Raw genomic sequence first — 21,631 nt, 5'->3', positions numbered from 1 at the left:
ATTCATCAATTAATTGTCTTAGGATTTAAATTATTTTTTTAGCTGTTTGATTTGTTGGTTTCGTTGGGCTAGACCTTTTTCATATTTTCCTGTCTCTTTAGCTTCGTAATAGATTTTATTTTTGATCTTGTTGGGTAAGTACTGTTGATTAACCCAGCCACCAGGAAAATTATGAGGGTACTGATAATCTACACCTCGGTTTAATTCTTTGGCCCCGCTATAGTGAGCATCTTTTAAATGATCCGGGATTTCGCCAATGTTTCCATAACGAATATCAGTGAGTGCGGCATCAATGGCCATCACACTAGAATTAGATTTAGGGGATAAGCATAAATCAATCACGGTTTGTGCTAAAGGGATACGAGCTTCTGGTAGACCTAATTTTTCAGCAGCTTGAACGGCTGAAACGGTCCTAGAGCAAGCACCTGGATTAGCTAGACCAATATCCTCGTAGGCGATGACAAGAAGTCTTCGACACGCAATCAACAACTCACCAGCTTCCATTAAGCGTCCTAAGTAATGAAGAGCCCCATCCACATCACTTCCTCGGATAGATTTTTGAAAAGCAGAAATTACGTCATAATGAGCATCTCCATCTTTATCATGAGAGAAGGCTTTTTTCTGAATGCATTCTTCTAAAATGGGTAGTGATAAGTGAATCAAACCATCTTCAGAAGGTGCGGTGGATTTACTAGCTAACTCTAAACCATTCAAAGCACTTCGTAAGTCCCCATTAGTCGCTCTTGTTAAATGAGTGAGAGCTTCCTTATCTAGTTGGATATTTAATTCTCCCAGTCCATGAGTTTTATCGGTTAAGGCACGTTCAACGGCTTTTTCGATATCCTCTTCAGTCAGTGATTTGACTTCAAAAATTTGACTTCGACTTCTAATCGCTGGATTAATGGCAATATAAGGATTTTCTGTTGTGGCACCAATCATGATAATTCGACCATTCTCTAAATGAGGAAGCAGAAAATCTTGTTTTGGTTTATCTAAGCGGTGTACCTCATCTAAAAGTAAAATCACCGTTCCACTCATTTTAGCTTCTTCAACAACGACTTGAAGATCTTTTTTAGTATCTGTTGCCGCATTTAGCATGCGAAAGGCGTAATGAGTTGAGCCAGCAATAGCACTTGCGATACTTGTTTTTCCTGTACCAGGAGGGCCGTATAAAATCATGGAAGAAAGCATCTTTGCTTCAACCATTCGGCGAATAATTTTTCCTTCGCCTACTAAATGTTGTTGTCCCACAATATCGTCGATCGTATTTGGTCGCATGCGGTAAGCCAGTGGTTTTTGCATTCTATCCCTCCTAATTTTTTCTTCCCTCATTATAGCATATCTTTCCATTGGCAAATCGCTCATTCTTATGTATGATAAGGAAAGAAAATCAAAGAAGAAGAGGGAAAATAATGAAAAAAGAACATTTATTAGAAGTTTTAGAAAAAGAGCTAGAAAAACAATTAAAAGAGTTTGATTTTGCCATTGATTGGCATCCTAAGAAACATCAATTTGAAGTGATTGTTGTGTTATTTGCTGAAAATAAAGACCAAGAGTCGATTGAAGATGAAGAAGGTATTGTTAGTGAAGAAGAAGTCATTGAATTTGAAGATACGGTTCTTTTCTACACAAACCCACAAGATGAAATCGATAAAGAAGAGTATTTAACAACAATTCTTTTTGACCGTAAAAAAGGTTTATCAAAAGAATGGATTCGTGTTTTTGCTAAACATTTAAATGATTGCTTAACAGAAGGTCAAAGTGATTTATTAGATTTTCTTTCTGACGAATCTCAAGAAGTGTTCGAATTAAATTGGAATGAAGAAGAATTTAGCAAACAAACAGTAGCTATCAACAATAATACATGGGTATCATATCCGAAATACTAAGAAAGAGGTCAAATCATGAAGTGGAATCAAGTCTCAGTTTTAACAACAAGTGAAGCAGTGGAAGCTGTTTCTAATATTTTAATGGAATCAGGAGCAAACGGTGTTGCCATTGAAGACGCGATGGATGTGATTAATTTTGAAAGTGATGCCTTTGGCGAAATTTTAGATGCAGCAACCTTTGATCATATTAAAGAAGGCGCAAAAGTGATTGCCTACTACCCTGAAACGATCTTTTTACCAGAAATCTTACCAACTGTTAAGTCACGAGTTGAAGAGTTAATAACATTCGGCTTAGATATTGGTGAAAATAAAATTGAAACCTCAGAAGTGGTGGAAAATGATTGGGCAACAGCATGGAAAAAATATTATCATCCAGTAAATATTAGTCGTTATTTAACGATTGTTCCTGAATGGCAAGAATACACACCTCATTCAGCAGATGAACATGTGATGAAATTAGATCCAGGCATGGCGTTTGGTACAGGAACACATCCAACGACTCGTTTAACATTACAAGCTTTAGAAGTTGTATTACGTGGTGGTGAAACAGTCCTTGATGTGGGAACGGGGTCTGGCGTTTTAAGTATTGCCAGTAAATGTTTAGGTGCAGGTGAGGTTTTTGCCTATGATTTAGATGAGGTAGCTGTTAATTCAGCCAAAGAAAATATGAACTTAAACCCAGTGGCAAAAGATGTGCATGTTTCAGCAAATAACCTATTAGTGGGTGTTGATCAAAAAGCAGATGTGATTGTGGCAAATATTTTGGCAGACATTATTATTGCCTTAATTCCTGATGCGTACCGTTGTTTAAATGAGGGTGGCACGTTTATTATTTCAGGTATCATTGAAGACAAAGAGTCAGACGTGTTAGAAGTTCTTTACGCTAATGGCTTTGAAGTGGACCAACGATTCCAACAAAAAGATTGGTTAGCCTTTATTATTAAGAAAAGTACTGAGGACTAAGATAATGCAACGATACTTTATTGATGAGGATTATCTAGAGCAAGTTGAGTTTGAATTAGTTGGTGACGACTTTCATCACGCCGCTCATGTGATGCGAGTTAAACCTGAGGATAAGTGTTTCCTGATTTTTACTAATGAAATTGCGATTGTGGCAGAGATAACTGATATTGAAGCTGAGCGCATTGTCTTAAAAGAAATTCGTAAAGAACAAATGGAAAAAGAGATGCCAGTGACTGTGTCGATTGCTTGTGGGTTTACTAAAGGTGACAAACTAGAGTGGGTGGCTCAAAAAGCAACAGAGCTTGGTATGTCGGAATTGATTGCTTTTCCAAGTAAAACTTCTGTGGTTAAATGGGATGAAAAAAAATTAGCTAAAAAAGAGCAACGCTTTGATAAAATTGTTAAAGAAGCAGCGGAACAATCTCATCGTCAAAGAGTTCCCAAAGTAACTTTATTAGCTAGCTTTAAACCTTTTTTAGAAAGTTTATCTGATTACGATCACGTCTTAGTTGCCTATGAAGAATCAGCTAAAGAAGGGGAAGTGAAGAGTTTTGTCAAAGTCTTGCAAGAGGTCAAAAAAGGCGAGAAACTCTTAATTATCTTTGGACCAGAAGGTGGTATTACACCAGAAGAAATTGCTCTTTTTGAAGAGCATCAAGGCGTTTTATGTGGCTTAGGACCACGAATACTCCGAGCAGAAACAGCCCCACTTTACGCTTTATCAGCTATGAGTTATCAGTGGGAGTTATTACAATAAATTTGAAGAACATCAGTAATGAAGTTACCTAAAGAGGTAGTTTTGTTGTTGATGTTTTTTTGTTAAAAATAGCTAAATCTAAAGTGAACCACGTATATTTTTATTGAGGATAACTAATATAAAAAAATTGGAGGTAAAAATAATGGGACAGACACAGAAAAAAATCACGGAAATACTGATTGACTATTTTAGCATTCAAACAAATTGTGGTTTGATTTATACTCCAGGTTGTAAAAACAAGCAAATTCCGTCCTTATACTTTAGTTTAAATGAAGATAAAAATACAGAAAGGCACAATCAAATCATAAAAGAGGGGGTAGAATCTTTTAAAGGGAACTTGCAATGGTATTTTGGTAAGAGTTATCCTTCACGTATAAATTATGAAATTATTCCAAAAGATGTAAGAGATAGAATGGATCAACATTATGAAAAAACTAATAAATATGTAGGCTATACAAAACTCGTATCAGAAGAAGAATTTAGAATAATTACTGAACTCGCAATTGAAGATATTTCTAATTTAGCTCATCATTTAGATCGATTTTTTAAGAGAGAATGTAGTAGATAAATTAGTTATTATAATAATCTAAATGTTAATGGATCAGTATTTCCTCCAGTTGCTTGAAGCTAAACGCTATTTTCACCACTCTGATTTAGTCCGGGTTCAAAAAGCAGCTCTACAGCAACTTCAAAAATCAAAATTAATTCCAAAAGCGTGAATTATTTTTGATTTCCTCCAGTTGCTTGAAGCTAAACGCTTTTCTCACCACTCTAATTTTTATACAATTTTAATTAATTTAATCGAGAAAAAGTCATAAAAACAGGTTATGATAAATATATAAGATTAGAAGAGGTGTAAATCATGGAGTATTTAACAGAAGATTTAATTAAGTTAGTCAATGATGTGGATCCAAAATCTCATTTTTATGTAGGAGCTTTAGAAACTTATCGAAAATTAATTATTTATTATCAATCAGCTATTGATGAGGTCGAAACCAAATTAAGAATTATTGACCGTGAATTAAGCAGTTCATCCAATATGGGGCGAAATAATACAATCCATCAAATTCAAAGTAGAGTAAAAACATTGAAAAGTATTGTCTTAAAATTAGACCGTAAAGGACTGCCTTTTTCTAAAGGAGTTGTCGCTGAAGAACTGGCTGATGTAGCGGGTATTCGTGTGATTTGTGCTTATGCAGATGATATTTACATGGTGTTGGAGTCGCTCTCGGAACAGACGGATATTAATGTCTTGGAAATCAAAGACTATATCAAAAATCCCAAACCAAGTGGTTACCGAAGTCTACATGTGATTTTAGAAATTCCAGTCTTTTTCTTTAAAGAAACGAAGCATATTAAAGTGGAAATTCAATTTAGAACAATTGCCATGGATTACTGGGCAAGTTTAGAGCATGGATTAAGATATAAGGAAGGTGTGACAGATGAAAATTTGTCACATCGTTTAGAAAGAACGGCTCAATCTTTATCTATTTTAGAAGAAGAGATGCTGGCAATTCGTAATGAGCTTGAAAAGTAAGAATCCAAAAAAGAACCAACGACAAAATTATTTGTCATCGGTTCTTTTTTCTTTGTCCTCGCATGTTTCATTTTGTCTAAGTTGAATCACTTCACGAGCGATAATCCCAGCAGATAAACTAACCAATCCAAGTCCTAGAATACTGTAAACAACGGTGAAAAGTTTTCCAAGAACTGTAACTGGATATAAATCTCCATAACCAATCGTAGCTAAGGTTACAAAACTAAAATAAAAGGAATCAATGTAAGCCATTTTTTCTACATTATGATAAAAAATAGTACCAAGTAAAAGGACAGAGCCAGTTGTAATCAGTAAAGCTTTGACCTCATCTTTTTTGAAACAACGAGCTAAACATTGACCAAGACGTTTAAATCCAAGTAATAAACCAAACATTAGTTAAGTCCTTTCGCTGTTTTCATTTTAGTGACAGCTTGTTTAGCGAATTTCAAGATAAAGGCTGTTACTAAAATAATCGGAGTAATGTGAAGTGGGAAAAATAGTGCGGTAAAAATCGCCACAGCAACAGGTGCTTCTAAGATGGTCACGGCCATAGCCGTCGCAATTGTAGCCACAATGAAAATAGCATCAAAGCTTGGTAGTAATTGTGAGATGGCAAAGCCTAATAAAATAGAAGAAAAGACAATTGGGAAAATATCTCCGCCAATCCAGCCAGTGTTTAAGCAAATTTGTAAGAAGACTAATTTAACGACAACAGCTAAAATTAAAACAATAACGGATAATTTAGCGTGTTGCGTGGGTACATCACCCAAGGTAACTTGACCTGAAAACAATAAATTAGGCGTAAATGTTCCAATTAAGAAAATAGCGATAGATCCAATTAATGCTTTATAAACTGGTTTATCTGGCCAAAAAGAAAACCAAACTTTCATTTGTTTTTGGAAGATACGGTATAATTTTCCAGAAAATAGACCTAAAATAATTAAAGGAATCAGTAAAAGGATTTCCTTAATTTGCCAGTTGGAATCTCCCATTTTACTGATGAAAGAAGGTTGTTTGGTTAATTTCATTAGAATCACGAAACTAACTAAGCCATTTACAATAAAGAAACGATTGATATTTTTTTTAGTTGTTAACAGGTGTTCATCTTTAATAGATGTTTCTGAATTGAAAGTAACGAGATATTTTGTTGGGTGGAGCATTCGTTTCATTCTTTCAGTTGGTGTAAGTTGTAAAAAAGTTTCCTGATTAAAGAAGAGATAACGCATTTTATCTGCTTCCCAAATTGAAAGCATGACAATCGCACTTAAAAGAGCCGCCTCAGGACCAACCCCTGCACCAAAAATTAAAATAAGAAGGGCAACGGATAAACTTTTAAAGACAGGTCGATAATCCACTGTGCGATTCTTTTTTAAGTCATCAATCGTGTGATGAGCTGTTTCTGGGTAATCGCCCCATTTTTCTCTTAACTTCCCGATTAAAACGCCACCGATTAAGCAAAAGACTAAGGTGAAGCCTGTTTTAAAAGGTGAGCTTGGTAGTAAGTTTCCCCAAACATAATGAGAGATATTACTTTCTAAGAAAATAAAGATAAAAGAGATGATACCGATCAAGCAACTTAAGAGTAGACCGTAAAAAATGATTCTAATGAGTAAACTATTTTTTTTCATAGGAAACTTCCTTTCTAGTATTTGGGAATATTACTAAAGTCTAAACCGACTTTGATAAAGTGAAGCACGCGTTTATTTTGAATAAAATAAAAAATTTGCTTTCCTTCACGCCTGCTTTCAATGACTTCATTTTTTTTTAGAATTTGTAAGTGATGAGACGTTGTAGAAATAGAAGTCTCCGTATGTTTAGCTAAATCACTGACACACATCTCTCCTTCATAGGCTAAAATTAAGGTCAGTTTAAACCGAATTTCTTCGGACATTAATTTAAAAAAAGTACTAATTCTTTTAGGGTCAAAACTCTCTAACATTTTTGTAGCAGAGTCTTTTTGGGTGTTTATCATGCATTAACTTCCTTTCTAGAACTAATTATTATTTGAGTGTATATTAACATAAAAAAAGAAACATTCAAAGATATCTCTGAATGTTTTTTTAGAAAGTATCATGAAAGTCTCGTTTTAAATGATTGAAATAACAAAATAAAGTGAGTATAATTAATGTAATCTAAAAACAGTAAAAGTACTACAATAGTACTTTTTTTTAATATTAAAAAAGGAGGGGTCATATGCCAAAAGAAAAAGTATTAACAGACCAGGATGTCATGAAAATTGTCGCTAGTTATATGAGTCAAGAACATGTAGATTTTGTTCAAAAAGCATGTGATTATGCAACAGAAGCTCACTCAACTCAATTTAGACAGTCGGGAGAACCGTATATTAATCATCCCATCCAAGTAGCTGGGATTTTGGCGGAGTTAAAAATGGACCCACATACGGTTGCGACTGGATTTTTACATGATGTAGTAGAAGATACAGACATAACGTTAAAAGATTTAGAAAAAGAGTTTGGTCCAGATGTTGCTATGTTAGTAGATGGTGTAACTAAACTAGGTAAAATAAAATATAAATCTCATGAAGAACAACTAGCAGAAAATCACCGTAAAATGCTACTTGCCATGTCTCAAGACTTACGAGTAATCATGGTAAAACTAGCAGATAGAGTGCACAATATGCGAACACTTAACCATTTAAGAGAAGACAAACAACGTCGCATTGCCAAAGAAACCTTAGAAATTTATGCACCACTTGCCCATCGTTTAGGGATTAGTTTGATTAAATGGGAATTAGAAGATCGTTCGTTACGTTACTTAAATCCAAGACAGTATTACCGAATTGTTCACCTAATGAATTCAAAACGTGGTGAGCGTGAAATGTACGTGAATCAAACTGTTGAAGAAATTGGTGAAGCAACCAAAGAGATGAATATGGACGCTGAGATTTATGGTCGTCCTAAACACATTTATTCAATTTACCGTAAAATGAAAGATAAGAAAAAAGAATTTGCTGAAATCTATGATTTACTAGCGATTCGTGTGTTGGTTGATTCAATTAAAGACTGTTACGCAGTTTTAGGGGCAATTCATAGTAAGTGGAAACCTCTGCCAGGTCGATTTAAAGATTACATTGCCGTTCCTAAGAGTAACATGTATCAATCTCTCCATACAACTGTTATTGGTCCGAAAGGAAACCCAATTGAGATTCAAATTAGAACTCATGAAATGCACCAAATTGCTGAATTTGGGGTGGCTGCTCACTGGGCTTATAAAGAAGGAAAAACAGAAAAGCAAGAAGATAATAACGCGAACCAAATCAGTTTGTTACGTGAAATTATTGAACTTCAGGATGAAGGATACAATGCCTCAGACTTTATGGAAAATGTAAAAGGTGAGATCTTTAGTGATAAAGTGTATGTGTTTACGCCTAAAGGTGATGTAACAGAGCTACCTAAAGGATCAGGCCCTCTTGATTTTTCTTACAATATCCATACAGAAGTTGGGAATAAAACAACAGGTGTTAAAGTAAACGGTAAAATGGTTCCTCTTGATTATAAACTTAAAAATGGAGATATCATTGAAGTGTTAACGTCTGCCAATTCATTTGGTCCAAGTCGCGATTGGGTTAATTTAGTGGCAACAAGTCGAGCTAAAAATAAAATTAAACGTTTCTTTAAAGATAAGGATCGAGATGAAAATATTCATAAAGGTCGTACAGCTTTAGAAAGAATGCTATTAGATAATGATTTTGCACCAAAAGATTTCTTATCAAAAGATAAGTTAGCTGATGCCATTGAGCGTTTTAATTATCAAACGGTGGATGATTTATTTGCATCAGTTGGTTTTGGTGAGGTGACGACTCAAGTTGTTTATAACCGTTTGACTGAAAAGGAACGTAAAGAGCGTGGGGTTAAGAAACAACAAGAAGAAGCCGAAGAATTAATGAATCAACCTGTTCAAAAGAAAGATGCAACGAAAATGAAGATTCGTCATGAAGGTGGCGTGGTAATTCAAGGAGCGGATAATTTACTTGTTCGAATCAGTCGTTGTTGTAATCCTGTTCCAGGTGATGAAATTGTGGGTTATATTACTAAGGGTCGTGGAATTTCCATCCATAGAAAAGACTGTGCCAATATGAATAGCTCGCCAGATGTTCAAAACCGTCAGATTGATGTTGACTGGGAAGATGCTGACGCAAATAGTAAACAAGAATACAATGCTGATTTAGAAATTTATGGTTATAATCGCAGTGGTTTACTAAATGATGTGCTGCTTGTTGTTAACGCTCATACAAAACGTTTAGTTGGCGTGGAAGCAAAACCAGCTAAGAATAAAATGGCTGTCATTCATTTAACGATATCGATTCAAAATTTGAGTCATTTAGAACAGATTGTTGAAAAAATAAAAGCCGTTCCAGAAGTCTATAGTGTTCGTCGAACAAACGGCTAAAAGGAGCTAATTTAAGTGAGAGTTGTTTTACAAAAGGTTAATCATGGAAATGTTGTCGTTGAAAATGAAGAACTAGGTAAAATTGAAAAAGGGTATGTTTTATTAGTAGGTATCAAAGAAGGCGATACTAAAAAAGAAGCAGATTATCTGGCTAAAAAGATTAGTCAATTGCGCATTTTCGAAGATGAGAATGAGAAAATGAATTTGGATATCCATCAAGTCGGTGGAAAAATATTGTCGATTTCTCAGTTTACATTACTAGCTGATACGAAGAAAGGCAATCGCCCGAGTTTTACTAAATCAGCCCATCCAGATATAGCTTCAGAACTATACCAATACTTTAATCAAGAACTTAGAAAAAACAAGTTAGACGTTATTGAAGGTAAATTTGGAGCCCATATGTCAATCACTTTAGAGAATGACGGCCCCGTGACTATCTTCTTTGATACAGATTATAAATAACATAAGTAGAAAAGACTAATTTGATTAGTTTTTTCTATTTTTTTTCATTTTTTTTGAGCAAATGACTATTTAAATTGTGAAAAAATGGTATGATATAGGTATCAAAAGAAAGCGTTATCTTTTAGAGGAGGAAAAAATATGACAGAACAACAATACATTATGGCGATTGACCAAGGTACAACAAGTTCACGAGCAATTATTTTTGACAAATCAGGAAATAAAGTTGGAAGTTCACAAAAAGAATTCACACAGTTTTTCCCAGAACCAGGCTGGGTAGAGCATAACGCAAATGAAATTTGGAACTCTGTGCAATCTGTTATCGCAGGAGCTCTCATTGAGTCAGGTGTTCGTCCAGATCATATTAAAGGAATCGGGATTACTAACCAACGTGAAACAACAATTATTTGGGACCGAAAAACAGGTAAACCAATTTATAATGCAATTGTTTGGCAATCACGCCAATCAGCACCAATTGCTAATCAGTTAAAAGAAGACGGTCACGCTGACATGATTCATAGTAAAACTGGTTTAGTAGTCGATGCGTACTTCTCAGCAACGAAAGTTCGTTGGATTTTAGATCATGTTGAAGGCGCACAAGAGCGAGCTGAAAAAGGTGAATTAGCCTTTGGTACAATCGATACATGGTTACTATGGAAATTAACAGATGGGAATGTCCATGTAACGGATTATTCAAATGCAGCAAGAACAATGATGTATAACATTATGGATCTCAAATGGGATCAAGAGATTTTGGACTTATTAAATATTCCTAGTGCCTTACTTCCAGAAGTAAAAAGTAATTCAGAAATTTATGGTTATACTCAAAGCTATCATTTTTATGGTCATGAAGTACCAATCGCTGGTATGGCAGGAGATCAACAGGCAGCATTATTTGGTCAATTGGCATTCGAACCAGGTATGATTAAAAATACATATGGTACTGGTGCATTTATCGTTATGAATACAGGTGAAAAACCTCAAATTTCTAAAAATAATTTATTAACTACAATTGGTTACGGAATTAATGGCAAAGTTTACTATGCTTTAGAAGGTAGTGTGTTTGTGGCAGGTTCTGCGATTCAATGGTTACGTGATGGGTTAAGAATGTTTGAATCAGCACCAGAATCAGAAGCGTTAGCGAAAGCATCAACATCAGACAATAGTGTTTATGTTGTTCCAGCCTTTACAGGATTGGGCGCACCATATTGGGATTCAGATGCCCGTGGTTCTGTCTTTGGTTTAACTCGTGGAACAAGTAAAGAAGATTTTGTTAAAGCAACACTACAATCGATTGCTTATCAATCAAAAGACGTGATTGAAGCAATGAAAGAAGATTCAGGTATCGATATTCCTGTTCTTAAAGTGGATGGTGGCGCAGCTAAGAACGAATTATTAATGCAATTCCAAGCAGATATCTTAGACACAAATGTAACACGTGCTCCTAATTTAGAAACAACAGCATTAGGTGCTGCATACTTAGCAGGTCTTGCAGTAGGTTTCTGGAAAGATTTAGATGACTTACAACAATTCCAAGGTGAAGGCGCAACATTCTCACCAAAAATGGAAGCAGAAGAACGTGACGACTTGTACGCAGGTTGGAAAGATGCAGTGGCTGCAACACAAATGTTCAAACGTGTGAAAAAATAACGGTAGGAGCTAATCCACTGATTTAAAGGAGAAGAGGATATGAGCGGGGATACTTTACAGATTTTTAGTGAATTTTTAGGAACAATGATGTTAATTTTATTAGGGAATGGCGTTGTAGCAGCTGTCTGCTTGAAAAAGAGTAAAGCAGAAGGTGCTGGTTGGGTTGTTATCACATTAGGTTGGGGTGCTGCTGTAACCATGGCAGTATACATGTCCAGCTTTATGGGACCAGCTCACTTAAACCCAGCAGTAACAGTTGGGATGGCAGTGGCAGGTAACTTCTCATGGAACTTAGTCGTACCATTTATCATCGCGCAAGTAGTCGGTGGTATTGTGGGTGGTATGTTAGTTTATATTACATATTTACCTCATTATGATGCAACAGAAGATCAAGCAACAATCTTAGGAACGTTTGCTACAGGACCAGCCATTAGAAAACCTATTTCTAATATGATTACTGAGTTAATTGGAACATTTGTTTTAGTATTTACACTATTAGCATTTTCTAAATACACATTTGCTGATGGCATGAATCCATTAATCGTTGGTGTGTTAATCTTATCTCTAGGTTTATCATTAGGTGGACCTACAGGATATGCCATCAACCCAGCAAGGGACTTAGGTCCGCGTATCGCTCACCAATTGTTACCAATTAAAAACAAAGGTGAATCTGATTGGGGTTATTCATGGGTACCAATCGTAGGACCATTCTTAGGCGGAATCTTAGCAGCTTTAGTATGGGGACTTATCGCATAAACAAAGTTGCGATTTGAACCCGGATTATAATAAAGAATAAAAAAAGCGTTTAGCTCCTGTTTATCGGAGCTAAACGCTTTTTATTAATTTTGCTTATTCATTTCTAAAAAGTAGTTCGTCACACCGTGGTAAACAGCTTCGCCGACTTTTTTATGATACTTATTACTTTGAGCATAAGCTGCGTCAGAATCATTATTGATATAGCCAAGCTCTAGTAACACAGCTGGTTTATCATTTTCTCTTAGGACTTGATAATCTTGAACACCGAAACCACGATTTTCAAGTGGTAAGATACTAGCAATTTGATCATTGACAGATTGTGCCAAGGCTTGTCCGTTTTTGTTACGATAGAAAGTCGTTGTGCCTGAGCCTTCGTTAGGGCTTCCTGTTGAATCATAGTGGAAACTTAAAAAGACATCGGCATTACTCTTATTGCTAATATCAGCAATTTTTGATAAAGAGACAAACTCGTCTTTGTTACGCGTCATTAAGACGGTGTAGCCTTTATCTTCTAATTCATGTTTAACAACTTGGGCTGTTTTTAGGGTTAGTTCTTTTTCGTAGACTTTCTCGTCATTTGTATTGGCACCAGGATCGTTCCCGCCATGACCAGGATCAAGAATGACCACATACTCTGCCATAGGCTCATCCGGTCGTTTATCTTTCTCACTTAGTTTGTTGTCAGTCAGTTCCCAACCTTTTAAATAACCAGTTTGCCCTTTTTCGGTTCTAACTTGGTACCAGCCTTCTTCATCCGCTTTTAAAGTAACTTTTTCAGCGTAGTGAAGAGTTGCTAAAGGTGAGCCAGTTTCTGCCTTTTTAGAATAAAGAGGGGCATTATCGATAGCTACTTGTAATGTCGAATCTAGTTCAAATTTAGGTTGTTGATTTTTTCTGATTCGAATAGACTCAGTTGGAACCCAACCGTAAGTATCATCTGTGTAAATTCGGCTCCAGCCGTTTAATTCTAAGGTAACGAAGATTTTTTGCTTTTTCTTTAAAGTAGTTAAAGTTTTACTGCTTTCACTATTACTTTTCTTAAGCTCTGTACTTCGTTGAGTGACAATTCCAGGTAAATAGGTATATGGTCCTGACTTACCGTCAAAAATTAACCATTCGGCAACCCAACCTTCTGTTTTATCAGGGGTTTGAATTTTATACCAGCCGTCTTTTTTTTCTTTAATCGTGACACGGTCCTCTTGGTGAACTTGTGTCATGACGTGGGATTTAACGGAAGGTTTATCTCGAACGTTTAAGGCGACAGTTTGGACTTCAACTATTTGATTGGTTCCTCGCATGAAATAAAATCCAGCAAAAACCATCCCAATAATGAGAAGATTGAAAAGCAAAAGTTTTAATGTATTTTTACTTGTGTCTGTATTTCTCACATTCATTACTCCAATAATTTATTTTTATGTAACACCAATTATAGCAAAAAATAGAAAATAAAAGTAGTATTCAGAAATTGTTATAAAATGCCTTGACTTTTAGGTGTTTTTCTAGTAATTTTTAGTTATAATATCCGTGAAAGAGAAAGAACTTTTTTGCCATAAGAGAAGATTAAATTTGCTGAAATTAATCTATAAAAAAGTGTAGACACTCTGGAGATGAATGATCAAAAGTCATTCCGTTACGAGCGTTAATCGTATGAAGAGGAGAAGTGTGCGTACTTCTCGAATTTTAGGTGGTACCACGTGTGAGAAGTCATTCGTCCTTGTTTTTTGACAAGGACTTTTTTTGTACGTAAAAAATGATAAAGGAGTTTTACAAAATGGAAAAAAGAACAACGTATTGTGGCTTAGTTTCATCTGAGCATTTAGAGCAAGAAGTAACAGTTAAAGGCTGGGTTCAAAAAAGACGTGACCTTGGAGGATTAATCTTTATTGATTTACGTGACCGTGAAGGCATCGTTCAAATCGTCTTCAACCCAGAAACATCAAAAGAAGCTTTAGAAATAGCGGACAAATGCCGTAGCGAGTTTGTTATTGGTGTAACAGGTAAAGTGGTTAAACGTGAAAGTGCGATTAATCCTAATATGAAGACGGGTGAATTTGAAATTATCGCGACGGATATTGTTATTTACAATGAAGCAAAAACACCGCCATTTGTCATTGATGACAATCAAACCGTTAATGAAGATACACGTATGAAATATCGTTTCATGGACATTCGTCGCCCTGAAATGTTTAATAATTTAAAATTACGTCACCAAACAAGTCAAGTGATGCGTAATTTCTTAAACGACAATGCATTTATGGAAGTTGAAACACCTTTCTTAAATAAATCAACACCTGAGGGAGCTCGTGATTATTTGGTGCCTTCTCGTGTCCATGAAGGTCATTTTTATGCACTACCTCAATCACCACAAACAACGAAACAATTGTTAATGGGTGCAGGGATTGATAAATACTACCAAATCGTTCGTTGTTTTAGAGATGAAGATTTACGTGGTGACCGTCAGCCAGAATTTACGCAAGTCGATATTGAAACAAGTTTCTTATCAGCTGAAGAAATTCAAACATACACAGAAAATATGTTAGCAAAAGTTATGAAAGAAGTTATGGGGCAAGAAGTGGTTTTACCATTCCCACGTATGAGTTATGATGACGCGATGGCACGTTTTGGTGTGGATAAACCTGATACTCGTTTTGAGATGGAATTAATTGAAATGAAAGAAGCCGTTTCTGACATCGAATTTAAAGTGTTTCAATCAGCTTTAGAAAACGGTGGTGCTGTCAAAGCCTTAAATGCTAAAGGTGTTGCTGGAAATTATTCAAGAAAAGACATGGATCAATTAGGTCAATGGTTAGCACAATTTGGTGCTAAAGGTCTTGCTTGGGTCAAAGTTGAAGAAGATGGCTTGAAAGGTCCAATCGCTAAATTCTTAGTGGATCATTCAGATAAAATTATTGAGGCAACAAATGCTGAAGTTGGCGATTTATTAATGTTTGTGGCTGATAAAAAAGAAGTCGTCGCAGCTTCATTAGGTGCGTTAAGAAATCGTTTAGGTCAAGAGTTAGGCTTAATTGATAATGATACCTTTAATTTCCTATGGGTCGTTGATTGGCCATTATTAGAGTACGATGAAGAAGCTGGTCGTTACACAGCAGCTCACCATCCATTCACTATGCCAAAAGCAAGTGATGTTGAATTACTTAAAACAAATCCTGAAAAAGTATATGCAGAAGCCTATGATATCGTATTAAATGGTTATGAACTAGGTGGGGGATCTTTAAGAATTTACCAACGTGACGTTCAAGAAGATATGTTTAAAGCGCTAGGATTCACAAAAGAATCAGCTCAAGAACAGTTTGGTTTCTTAATGGATGCTTTAGAATATGGTTTCCCACCACATGGAGGAATCGCTTTAGGATTAGACCGTTTAATCATGTTGCTTGCTAAAAAAGATAACATTCGTGAAGTCATTGCCTTCCCTAAAAATAATCGAGGGGTGGATTTAATGACAAATGCACCAGGTACTGTGTCAGAGATTCAATTAGAAGAGTTACATTTGAATATTGCAACGGACGAAAAATAGTGGATTTTTAAGAAGTTATTAATGTTCTTTTACTTGAAGGAGTTCATAAGGAAATGTTAAAAATAAAGGAAATTAAAGACCTATTTATTGAAAATGAGTACACAGAAAAAATTTCGATGGCTGTTATTAATGGTATGCTGCAAGCTGTTGCTTTAAATATGTTCTGGCAACCAGGGCATATTTATGCAAGTGGTGTCACTGGTTTAGGGCAAATTATTGTTACTTTGTCAGAAGATTTAGCTCAGATTCAATTACCTATGTCAGTGGTTTTATATTGTTTGAATATCCCGTTATTTATTCTAGCGTGGTTTAAAATCAGTAAGAAATTTACCGTTTTTACAATGATATCTGTTTTTATGACGTCGTTTTTCATTCAGATTATCCCTGTTACGGCTTTATCTGATGACCCAATTATTTGCGCCATTTTTGGTGGGGCAATCTGTGGATTGGGTGTGGGACTTGCTTTAAGAGGCGGTCTATCATCTGGTGGACTAGACATAGTGAGTGTAACGATTAGAAAAATGACTGGTCGAAATGTTGGTTCTTTAAATATTATTTTTAATGCGTGTATTATTATGACTTCTGGTTTTCTTTTTGGTTGGCCATATGCGTTTTACAGTGCTTTTTCTATTTTTGTTAATGGAAAAGTTGTTGATATGGTTTTTACAAGACAAAAGAAAATGCAAATTATGATTGTAACAACAAAACCAGATGCAGTTGTTAATGAGGTGCAAAAAAGAATCCGTCGTGGGATTACGATTCTAAACAACGCGGAAGGAGCGTTTAATCATAATCAACAAACAATACTTATTACTATTATTACTCGTGATCAAATTCCAGTACTCCAAGTAGCTATGAGAAAATCTGATCCAAAAGCATTTGTGAGTATCTCTGAGAATGTCACGATTATGGGTAATTTTTATGAACCTTTAGATTAAGGATAAACCAAGAGCCGAAAAAAATAATTCGGTCTTGGTTTTTTATTTTCCTATGTTAAGATGAATTTAGTAGGATGAGGAGGAATAATATGTTTGTTGAGTACGGAAAATTAAGCACTAAAATGTATGAGATAACAAAACCTGTTGGCCATTCAATTGATGGCGATATTGAGTATTATTATGAACAACTTAAAAACGTGCAAGGGTTGATTTTGGAAGCTGGTGTAGGAACTGGGCGTATGATGATTCCTTTTATTCAAAAAGGATTGCAAGTAGAAGGGGTTGATTTATCTAGAGAAATGTTAAATCAATGTCAGTTGAATATGGATAAAGCAGACGTTTCTGGCAACATCTACCAAGGTGATTTAACCAAGCTGGATTTAGAAAAGCAGTATGAAGCGATAATTATGCCAACAGGAAGTTTTTGTTTATTACCTAGAGTGATTATAAAAGATGTTTTAACCTCATTAAGAAATCATTTAAAGGATAAAGGAACATTGATTTTAGATATTGAATTACCAGCATGGTTTAATCCAGGAGAAGTTACTGTTTCGGAATTTCCTTTATCAGATGATGAGGGTTTATTATTTACTAGTACTGCACAAGAAATGGATTGGCATGAGCAAAAAGTATCATATATTCATCGATACGAGCTAATTGAAAAAGGAATCGTTAAGGAAACTGAAATTTCTAATTTTACGTTGTACTGGTATGGAATAAAAGAATTTGAAGAATTACTTAGACGCGTTGGTTTTGTTGATATTTCTTATAGAGTAGGTTATGAGAAAAATAATACTGCGTCGTTAATTACTTTTTTTGCAAGAAATTAAGTAAGGAGTACGAGAAAATGGATGAAATCAAAAAGAAATATTTTAAAGATAACCGTCTCACTGTGATTCCAAAGAAAGAAAAGAATAAATTAGAAGTTTTTAGTTATTGTGCCAGTTTTTTTGAAGAAGATAAAGAGTACTCTGAAGTCGAAATTAACGAAGTGATTATGGCATTTTATGATGATTATTCAATTATTCGTCGCTATTTAGTGGATTATCATTTTTTAGAACGAGATAAATATGGGAAAGTATACAAAAAAACAGCTAAGTCATCATAGATTTAGCTGTTTTCTTGTATATATTTTTCTTTTTGTGGTCGGGTCAATTGCTTAAAGGCATACTCTGCTTTCATGGCATCACTTTTAGTCGTAAAAGTTTCGTGATAAATCATCTGTGCAGGCCGTCTTTTAGCTAATCTGGTGTATTTAGCGCCTTTACCACTGTTATGTTCCTCTAGTCGACGAGCTAAGTCTGTGGTATAGCCTCCGTAGTAAGTAAGGTCTTTACATTCTAAAACATAGAAGTAATGCTCTTTAGCGACTGCCATGAAGCATTTCCTTAATAGTTGGTAGGTACTCATTATCTTCACCATAAACATATAAAGGGGGTAATATTTTTAAGCCATCTGTTTTCCCGTCTTTAATTCCTTCAATCAATATCGTGTTGGCTTCTTTATGTTCTTTAGGGTAAATGAATTGAATTCGTTTAGGCGCGATTCTATGCCGTCTCATACTATCCAAAATATCCATTAAGCGATCTGGCCTGTGAACCATAGCAATTTTCCCATTCATTTTTAAAATCTTAGAAGCAGATGAAAAGACGTCATCTAATTGCAGGTGAATTTCGTGACGGGCAATCGCATAATAGGGATTTGGATTTTTCTTACTATTAGGTTGCTCTTTAAAATAAGGCGGATTACATGTAATAAAATCTACCGAATCACTTTTTATTTCAGGTGTAATTTCTTTAATATCTAGTTGTTTCATTTCTAATTGTTCTTCTAATTGGTTAAGAATGATGCTTCGTTTACCCATATCAGCTAAGCGTTCTTGAAGCTCAATACCAATAATCTTAGCCTGTGTTCTTGGGGACATAAAAAGTGCCACAGCTCCGTTCCCAGAACAAAAATCCACAATCGTTCCTCTTTTAGGAATAGAAGCAAAGTGGGCTAAAAGAACAGCATCTAGTGAAAAAGAAAAGACATCAGGGCTTTGGATAATTTGAACGCCTTGAGACACCAGTTGGTCAATTCTTTCTCCCTCTTGTAATAAATGATCCATTGAAAACTTCCTTTCAAATCAGTGCATTTATTATAGCATGTAAAAATAAGTTTAGATAAGAAAAGCTTGCATGTTTTTAAAAATTTCGGCATACTAATAAGGAATTTAAAAGGAAAGGACATGACATTCATGTATCGATTTTTATTAGGCGTTGTACGCGTCTTAACGTTTTTAATTAATACAAATGCCCGTTATATTGGTCGTAATAATTTACCAAAAGACGAAAATTATGTGCTAGTAGGACCACACAGAACGTGGTTTGAACCTCTTTATTTTGCTATGGGAGCTTGGCCAAGAAAATTTTCTTTTATGGCTAAGAAAGAATTATTTAATAATAAATTTTTAGGTTTTATTTTGAAAAAATGCCATGTGTTCCCAGTTGACCGTGAAAATCCTGGACCAAGCGCCATTAAAACTCCAGTGAGAGCCCTTAAAAATACTGATTTAAGCGTTATGGTGTTTCCAAGTGGCAGTCGCTACTCCGATGATTTAAAAGGTGGGGCAGCGGTAATTGCGAAGATGGCAAAAGTGAAGATTGTCCCTGCTGTTTATCAAGGACCTTTAACATTTGGTGGTTTATTTACAAAAAAACGTGTCACAATGGCTTTTGGTGAACCTATTGATATTTCAGATATTAAGAAATTAGACAAAGAAGGTATTGCAGAAGTTGAACGACGTATGCAAAAAGCGTTTAAAGAGTTAGATACACAAATTAACCCAGATTTTGTCTACCATAAACCAGTCAAAAAAGAGAAAAAATAAGTATATGAAAGATCAACTTAATCGTTGGTCTTTTTTTATTTTGTCTAGAATAGGTTTATATTTCAGTTTTATTAATAATTATGATAAAATTGGTATATCTAAGAAAAGGTGTTGGTCATGAAGATGACATGGTGGTCTAAACTTAGTATTATCTGTTTTTTTCTAGGTATTTCGTGTTGGATTCCTAATCTGTTTTTCTACCATTCAGATAACCCGCCAATATTTATTCTTTTAACGCCAATAATAGGTGGTGTGGGAATCGTACTTGCCCTAAAGGAAAAGAAAGAAGTAGTTAAAGGGATTCTAATGTTCATGAATTTGACTGTTACTTTGAGTTTTGGTTTAGTATTTCTAGTTGGCACGTTGCTTTTTGGCCCGTAAAAGGAGTGGATGGAAGTGAATAAAACTAAAAATCTTTATTCGAATTTAAGTGTGTCTCTTTTGATTTTAGAAGTAATTATTTTGATGTCTTATTTTATCAATTATCAGCCTGAAATTGGCGCAAAATATTTAATGATTAATTCTTTTATTGGGGTGATTGGTTTATTAATTGCCATAAAATCTAGTAAATTTAAACCTCTATTATTAAGTTGCCACACCGTAATTATTTTATTTTTTCCCATTATGTTTATAGGATCTGCTTATTTTGGCTTTTAAACTAAAAAGTTATCCACTATCTAAAAAATAGAAGTGGATAACTTTTTTATTTAACCAAATTCTTTCATTAATTGTAAAACAATTTCATCTGTTAATTCAAACGGAGTGTTTCCAGAGAATCGTTCAGTTTGAACCTCTTTTGAAAGAGCTGTGATATCTTCGCGAGAAATGTTTAAGGTTTCAAAGGGAGTTAAACCTAAAATACTGTCTCTAAAATCGCGGTAACGAGCAGCTGTTATTTCACCAATTTGCTCATTTGTAGCATTTTCAGGAAAAGAAGCCTCTAAAATATAGCCGATTTCTTTAATTTTTTTAGGTTTCACTGAAGCAGTTGCTTTTAAAGTGCCAGGTAAAGCGTAAGCACAGGCTTGTCCATGAGGAATATTAAGTTTTGCTCCAATAATATGAGCTTGAGAATGACCAATATGAGTGCCACCGTTGTTTAATACCCAACCGCCAAGAGCCGCAGCGACCATCATTCGTTCACGAGCTTCTTTATTTTGTCCATTTTGAGTAGCAAGAGGAAGGTACTTATAAATTAAAAACATAATTTTCTCGCAAATGGCATCCACAACAGGTGTGGATAAAGTCGAAGTGTAAGCTTCTGCTGCATGAGAAAAAGCATCCAGTCCAGTTGAAATAGTTAGTTGTTCAGGTAAAGACACTAATAAATCTGGACATAAGATAGCGACTTCGCTAACGGCTTCGTTAGATAAAACCGCAATTTTCTCATTTTTTTCAGTATCAGTAACAATCAAAGCGTTGGATAACTCGCTACCAGTTCCAGAAGTTGTGGGAATCGCAATTAGACCTGAACAAAATGCGGTTATTTCTTTATCGTAAGCGTAATCAGCAATACTGCCACCAAGATGACGAACAATATTAATACCACGGGCTGCATCTATCACACTCCCACCACCAATGGCGATAATCGAATCACAGTGATTCTCAGTAAAAATCTGAGCACCTTTGTTAATTAATTCAATAGGTGGGTTGGGGATAACTTTGTCATAAAGCGTAAATTGTTTTTTGTTTTCTTTAAAAGCTGTTAATAAGTCATTAATAGGTGTGGATTGTAGTAAAAATGAATCAATCACAATCATTGGGTGTGAATAACCTAAATTGTTTAAAACATCTAAAGTTGTTTCCGCTAAATGATCAGCTACTAAAACCTTCACTGATTGTTCTAATTTATAATCCAAGGG

The 21,631-nt window shown here is 35.1% G+C and carries 24 protein-coding genes; 16 read left to right on the top strand and 8 right to left on the bottom strand.

The features are described from left to right. Positions 1–30: 30 nt before the first annotated feature. The gene (locus tag G7082_RS03655; RefSeq protein WP_166033868.1) at positions 31–1,302 is read right to left on the bottom strand and encodes a replication-associated recombination protein A; all 1,272 of its coding nucleotides are present in this window, start codon (positions 1,300–1,302) and stop codon (positions 31–33) included. Positions 1,303–1,412: 110 nt separating this feature from the next. On the opposite strand from G7082_RS03655, the gene G7082_RS03650 reads away from it, so the two are divergent. The 5 genes from G7082_RS03650 (at position 1,413) to G7082_RS03630 (ending at position 5,146) form a co-directional block, all read left to right on the top strand. After that, complete coding sequence (locus tag G7082_RS03650; protein WP_166033867.1) at positions 1,413–1,889, top strand: DUF3013 family protein; 477 nt, start codon at positions 1,413–1,415, stop codon at positions 1,887–1,889. A 15-nt stretch (positions 1,890–1,904) separates the two neighbouring features. Continuing rightward, positions 1,905–2,852, top strand: coding sequence for a 50S ribosomal protein L11 methyltransferase (prmA, locus tag G7082_RS03645; RefSeq protein WP_166033866.1), 948 nt, complete (start codon positions 1,905–1,907; stop codon positions 2,850–2,852). 4 nt (positions 2,853–2,856) lie between these two features. Then, positions 2,857–3,609 carry a 16S rRNA (uracil(1498)-N(3))-methyltransferase gene (locus tag G7082_RS03640; RefSeq protein ID WP_166033865.1) on the top strand — a complete coding sequence of 251 codons (753 nt, stop codon included), beginning with the start codon at positions 2,857–2,859 and terminating at the stop codon, positions 3,607–3,609. 142 nt (positions 3,610–3,751) lie between these two features. Beyond that, positions 3,752–4,177 (top strand): hypothetical protein, encoded by a 426-nt coding sequence (locus G7082_RS03635; protein ID WP_166033864.1) that lies wholly within the window; start codon positions 3,752–3,754, stop codon positions 4,175–4,177. Between the two features lie 294 nt (positions 4,178–4,471). Continuing rightward, on the top strand, positions 4,472–5,146 hold the full coding sequence (locus G7082_RS03630) for a GTP pyrophosphokinase (protein ID WP_166033863.1): 675 nt from the start codon (positions 4,472–4,474) through the stop codon (positions 5,144–5,146). Positions 5,147–5,173: 27 nt separating this feature from the next. Here the strand turns inward: G7082_RS03630 and G7082_RS03625 are convergent, their stop codons facing one another. Genes G7082_RS03625 through G7082_RS03615 form a run of 3 tightly spaced genes read right to left on the bottom strand, consistent with a single transcriptional unit; the run spans position 5,174 to position 7,118 of the window. Next, on the bottom strand, positions 5,174–5,539 hold the full coding sequence (locus G7082_RS03625) for a potassium channel family protein (protein ID WP_166033862.1): 366 nt from the start codon (positions 5,537–5,539) through the stop codon (positions 5,174–5,176). Next, positions 5,539–6,774, bottom strand: coding sequence for a chloride channel protein (locus tag G7082_RS03620; RefSeq protein WP_166033861.1), 1,236 nt, complete (start codon positions 6,772–6,774; stop codon positions 5,539–5,541). Before G7082_RS03620 ends, G7082_RS03625 begins: the two co-directional genes overlap by 1 nt. Positions 6,775–6,788: 14 nt before the next feature. Next, on the bottom strand, positions 6,789–7,118 hold the full coding sequence (locus tag G7082_RS03615) for an ArsR/SmtB family transcription factor (protein WP_166033860.1): 330 nt from the start codon (positions 7,116–7,118) through the stop codon (positions 6,789–6,791). Positions 7,119–7,339: 221 nt separating this feature from the next. Between G7082_RS03615 and G7082_RS03610 the strand changes: the two genes are divergently transcribed. From G7082_RS03610 to G7082_RS03595, 4 genes are all read left to right on the top strand, one after another. Further along, positions 7,340–9,556: a RelA/SpoT family protein gene (locus G7082_RS03610; RefSeq protein ID WP_166033859.1), complete on the top strand. Its 2,217-nt coding sequence runs from the start codon at positions 7,340–7,342 to the stop codon at positions 9,554–9,556. A 15-nt stretch (positions 9,557–9,571) separates the two neighbouring features. Continuing rightward, positions 9,572–10,018, top strand: a complete 447-nt coding sequence (dtd, locus tag G7082_RS03605; protein WP_166033858.1) for a D-aminoacyl-tRNA deacylase — start codon at positions 9,572–9,574, stop codon at positions 10,016–10,018. Positions 10,019–10,156: 138 nt separating this feature from the next. Next, positions 10,157–11,665 (top strand): glycerol kinase GlpK, encoded by a 1,509-nt coding sequence (gene glpK / locus G7082_RS03600; RefSeq protein WP_166033857.1) that lies wholly within the window; start codon positions 10,157–10,159, stop codon positions 11,663–11,665. A gap of 39 nt (positions 11,666–11,704) precedes the next feature. Further along, positions 11,705–12,421: an MIP/aquaporin family protein gene (locus G7082_RS03595; protein WP_166033856.1), complete on the top strand. Its 717-nt coding sequence runs from the start codon at positions 11,705–11,707 to the stop codon at positions 12,419–12,421. Between the two features lie 83 nt (positions 12,422–12,504). Here G7082_RS03595 and G7082_RS03590 read toward each other — a convergent pair whose 3' ends face one another. Beyond that, positions 12,505–13,809: an N-acetylmuramoyl-L-alanine amidase gene (locus tag G7082_RS03590; protein ID WP_166033855.1), complete on the bottom strand. Its 1,305-nt coding sequence runs from the start codon at positions 13,807–13,809 to the stop codon at positions 12,505–12,507. A gap of 383 nt (positions 13,810–14,192) precedes the next feature. Here G7082_RS03590 and aspS point away from each other — a divergent pair, with 383 nt between their 5' ends. The 4 genes from aspS (at position 14,193) to G7082_RS03570 (ending at position 18,005) form a co-directional block, all read left to right on the top strand. Then, positions 14,193–15,959 (top strand): aspartate--tRNA ligase, encoded by a 1,767-nt coding sequence (aspS, locus tag G7082_RS03585; protein WP_166033854.1) that lies wholly within the window; start codon positions 14,193–14,195, stop codon positions 15,957–15,959. Between the two features lie 62 nt (positions 15,960–16,021). Further along, the gene (locus G7082_RS03580; RefSeq protein WP_166036011.1) at positions 16,022–16,897 is read left to right on the top strand and encodes a YitT family protein; all 876 of its coding nucleotides are present in this window, start codon (positions 16,022–16,024) and stop codon (positions 16,895–16,897) included. A gap of 89 nt (positions 16,898–16,986) precedes the next feature. Continuing rightward, positions 16,987–17,727, top strand: a complete 741-nt coding sequence (locus G7082_RS03575) for a class I SAM-dependent methyltransferase (protein WP_166033853.1) — start codon at positions 16,987–16,989, stop codon at positions 17,725–17,727. 17 nt (positions 17,728–17,744) lie between these two features. Further along, positions 17,745–18,005, top strand: coding sequence for a DUF2087 domain-containing protein (locus G7082_RS03570; protein WP_166033852.1), 261 nt, complete (start codon positions 17,745–17,747; stop codon positions 18,003–18,005). A gap of 2 nt (positions 18,006–18,007) precedes the next feature. Here the strand turns inward: G7082_RS03570 and G7082_RS03565 are convergent, their stop codons facing one another. Next, positions 18,008–18,274, bottom strand: a complete 267-nt coding sequence (locus G7082_RS03565; RefSeq protein WP_166033851.1) for a GIY-YIG nuclease family protein — start codon at positions 18,272–18,274, stop codon at positions 18,008–18,010. Then, positions 18,261–19,007 (bottom strand): tRNA1(Val) (adenine(37)-N6)-methyltransferase, encoded by a 747-nt coding sequence (locus G7082_RS03560; protein ID WP_166033850.1) that lies wholly within the window; start codon positions 19,005–19,007, stop codon positions 18,261–18,263. The genes G7082_RS03565 and G7082_RS03560 overlap by 14 nt, the downstream gene beginning before the upstream one ends. Before the next feature lie 129 nt (positions 19,008–19,136). Here G7082_RS03560 and G7082_RS03555 point away from each other — a divergent pair, with 129 nt between their 5' ends. The 3 genes from G7082_RS03555 to G7082_RS03545 all read left to right on the top strand — a co-directional run bounded on the left by G7082_RS03555 (position 19,137) and on the right by G7082_RS03545 (position 20,426). Further along, positions 19,137–19,769, top strand: coding sequence for a lysophospholipid acyltransferase family protein (locus G7082_RS03555; protein ID WP_238842690.1), 633 nt, complete (start codon positions 19,137–19,139; stop codon positions 19,767–19,769). A 117-nt stretch (positions 19,770–19,886) separates the two neighbouring features. Next, a complete protein-coding gene (locus G7082_RS03550; protein ID WP_166033848.1) occupies positions 19,887–20,150 on the top strand; it encodes a hypothetical protein in 264 nt (87 codons plus the stop codon). Between the two features lie 15 nt (positions 20,151–20,165). Beyond that, on the top strand, positions 20,166–20,426 hold the full coding sequence (locus tag G7082_RS03545; RefSeq protein ID WP_166033847.1) for a hypothetical protein: 261 nt from the start codon (positions 20,166–20,168) through the stop codon (positions 20,424–20,426). A gap of 50 nt (positions 20,427–20,476) precedes the next feature. On the opposite strand, the gene G7082_RS03540 is transcribed toward G7082_RS03545, so the two are convergent. Further along, positions 20,477–21,628: an iron-containing alcohol dehydrogenase gene (locus tag G7082_RS03540; RefSeq protein ID WP_166033846.1), complete on the bottom strand. Its 1,152-nt coding sequence runs from the start codon at positions 21,626–21,628 to the stop codon at positions 20,477–20,479. Positions 21,629–21,631 lie beyond the last annotated feature (3 nt).

Origin of the sequence: Vagococcus hydrophili, from assembly GCF_011304195.1 — a bacterium.
Lineage (GTDB): Bacteria > Bacillota > Bacilli > Lactobacillales > Vagococcaceae > Vagococcus > Vagococcus hydrophili.
The sequence above is the reverse complement of the archived record's forward strand: the minus strand, read 5'-3'. Positions and strand labels throughout refer to the sequence as shown.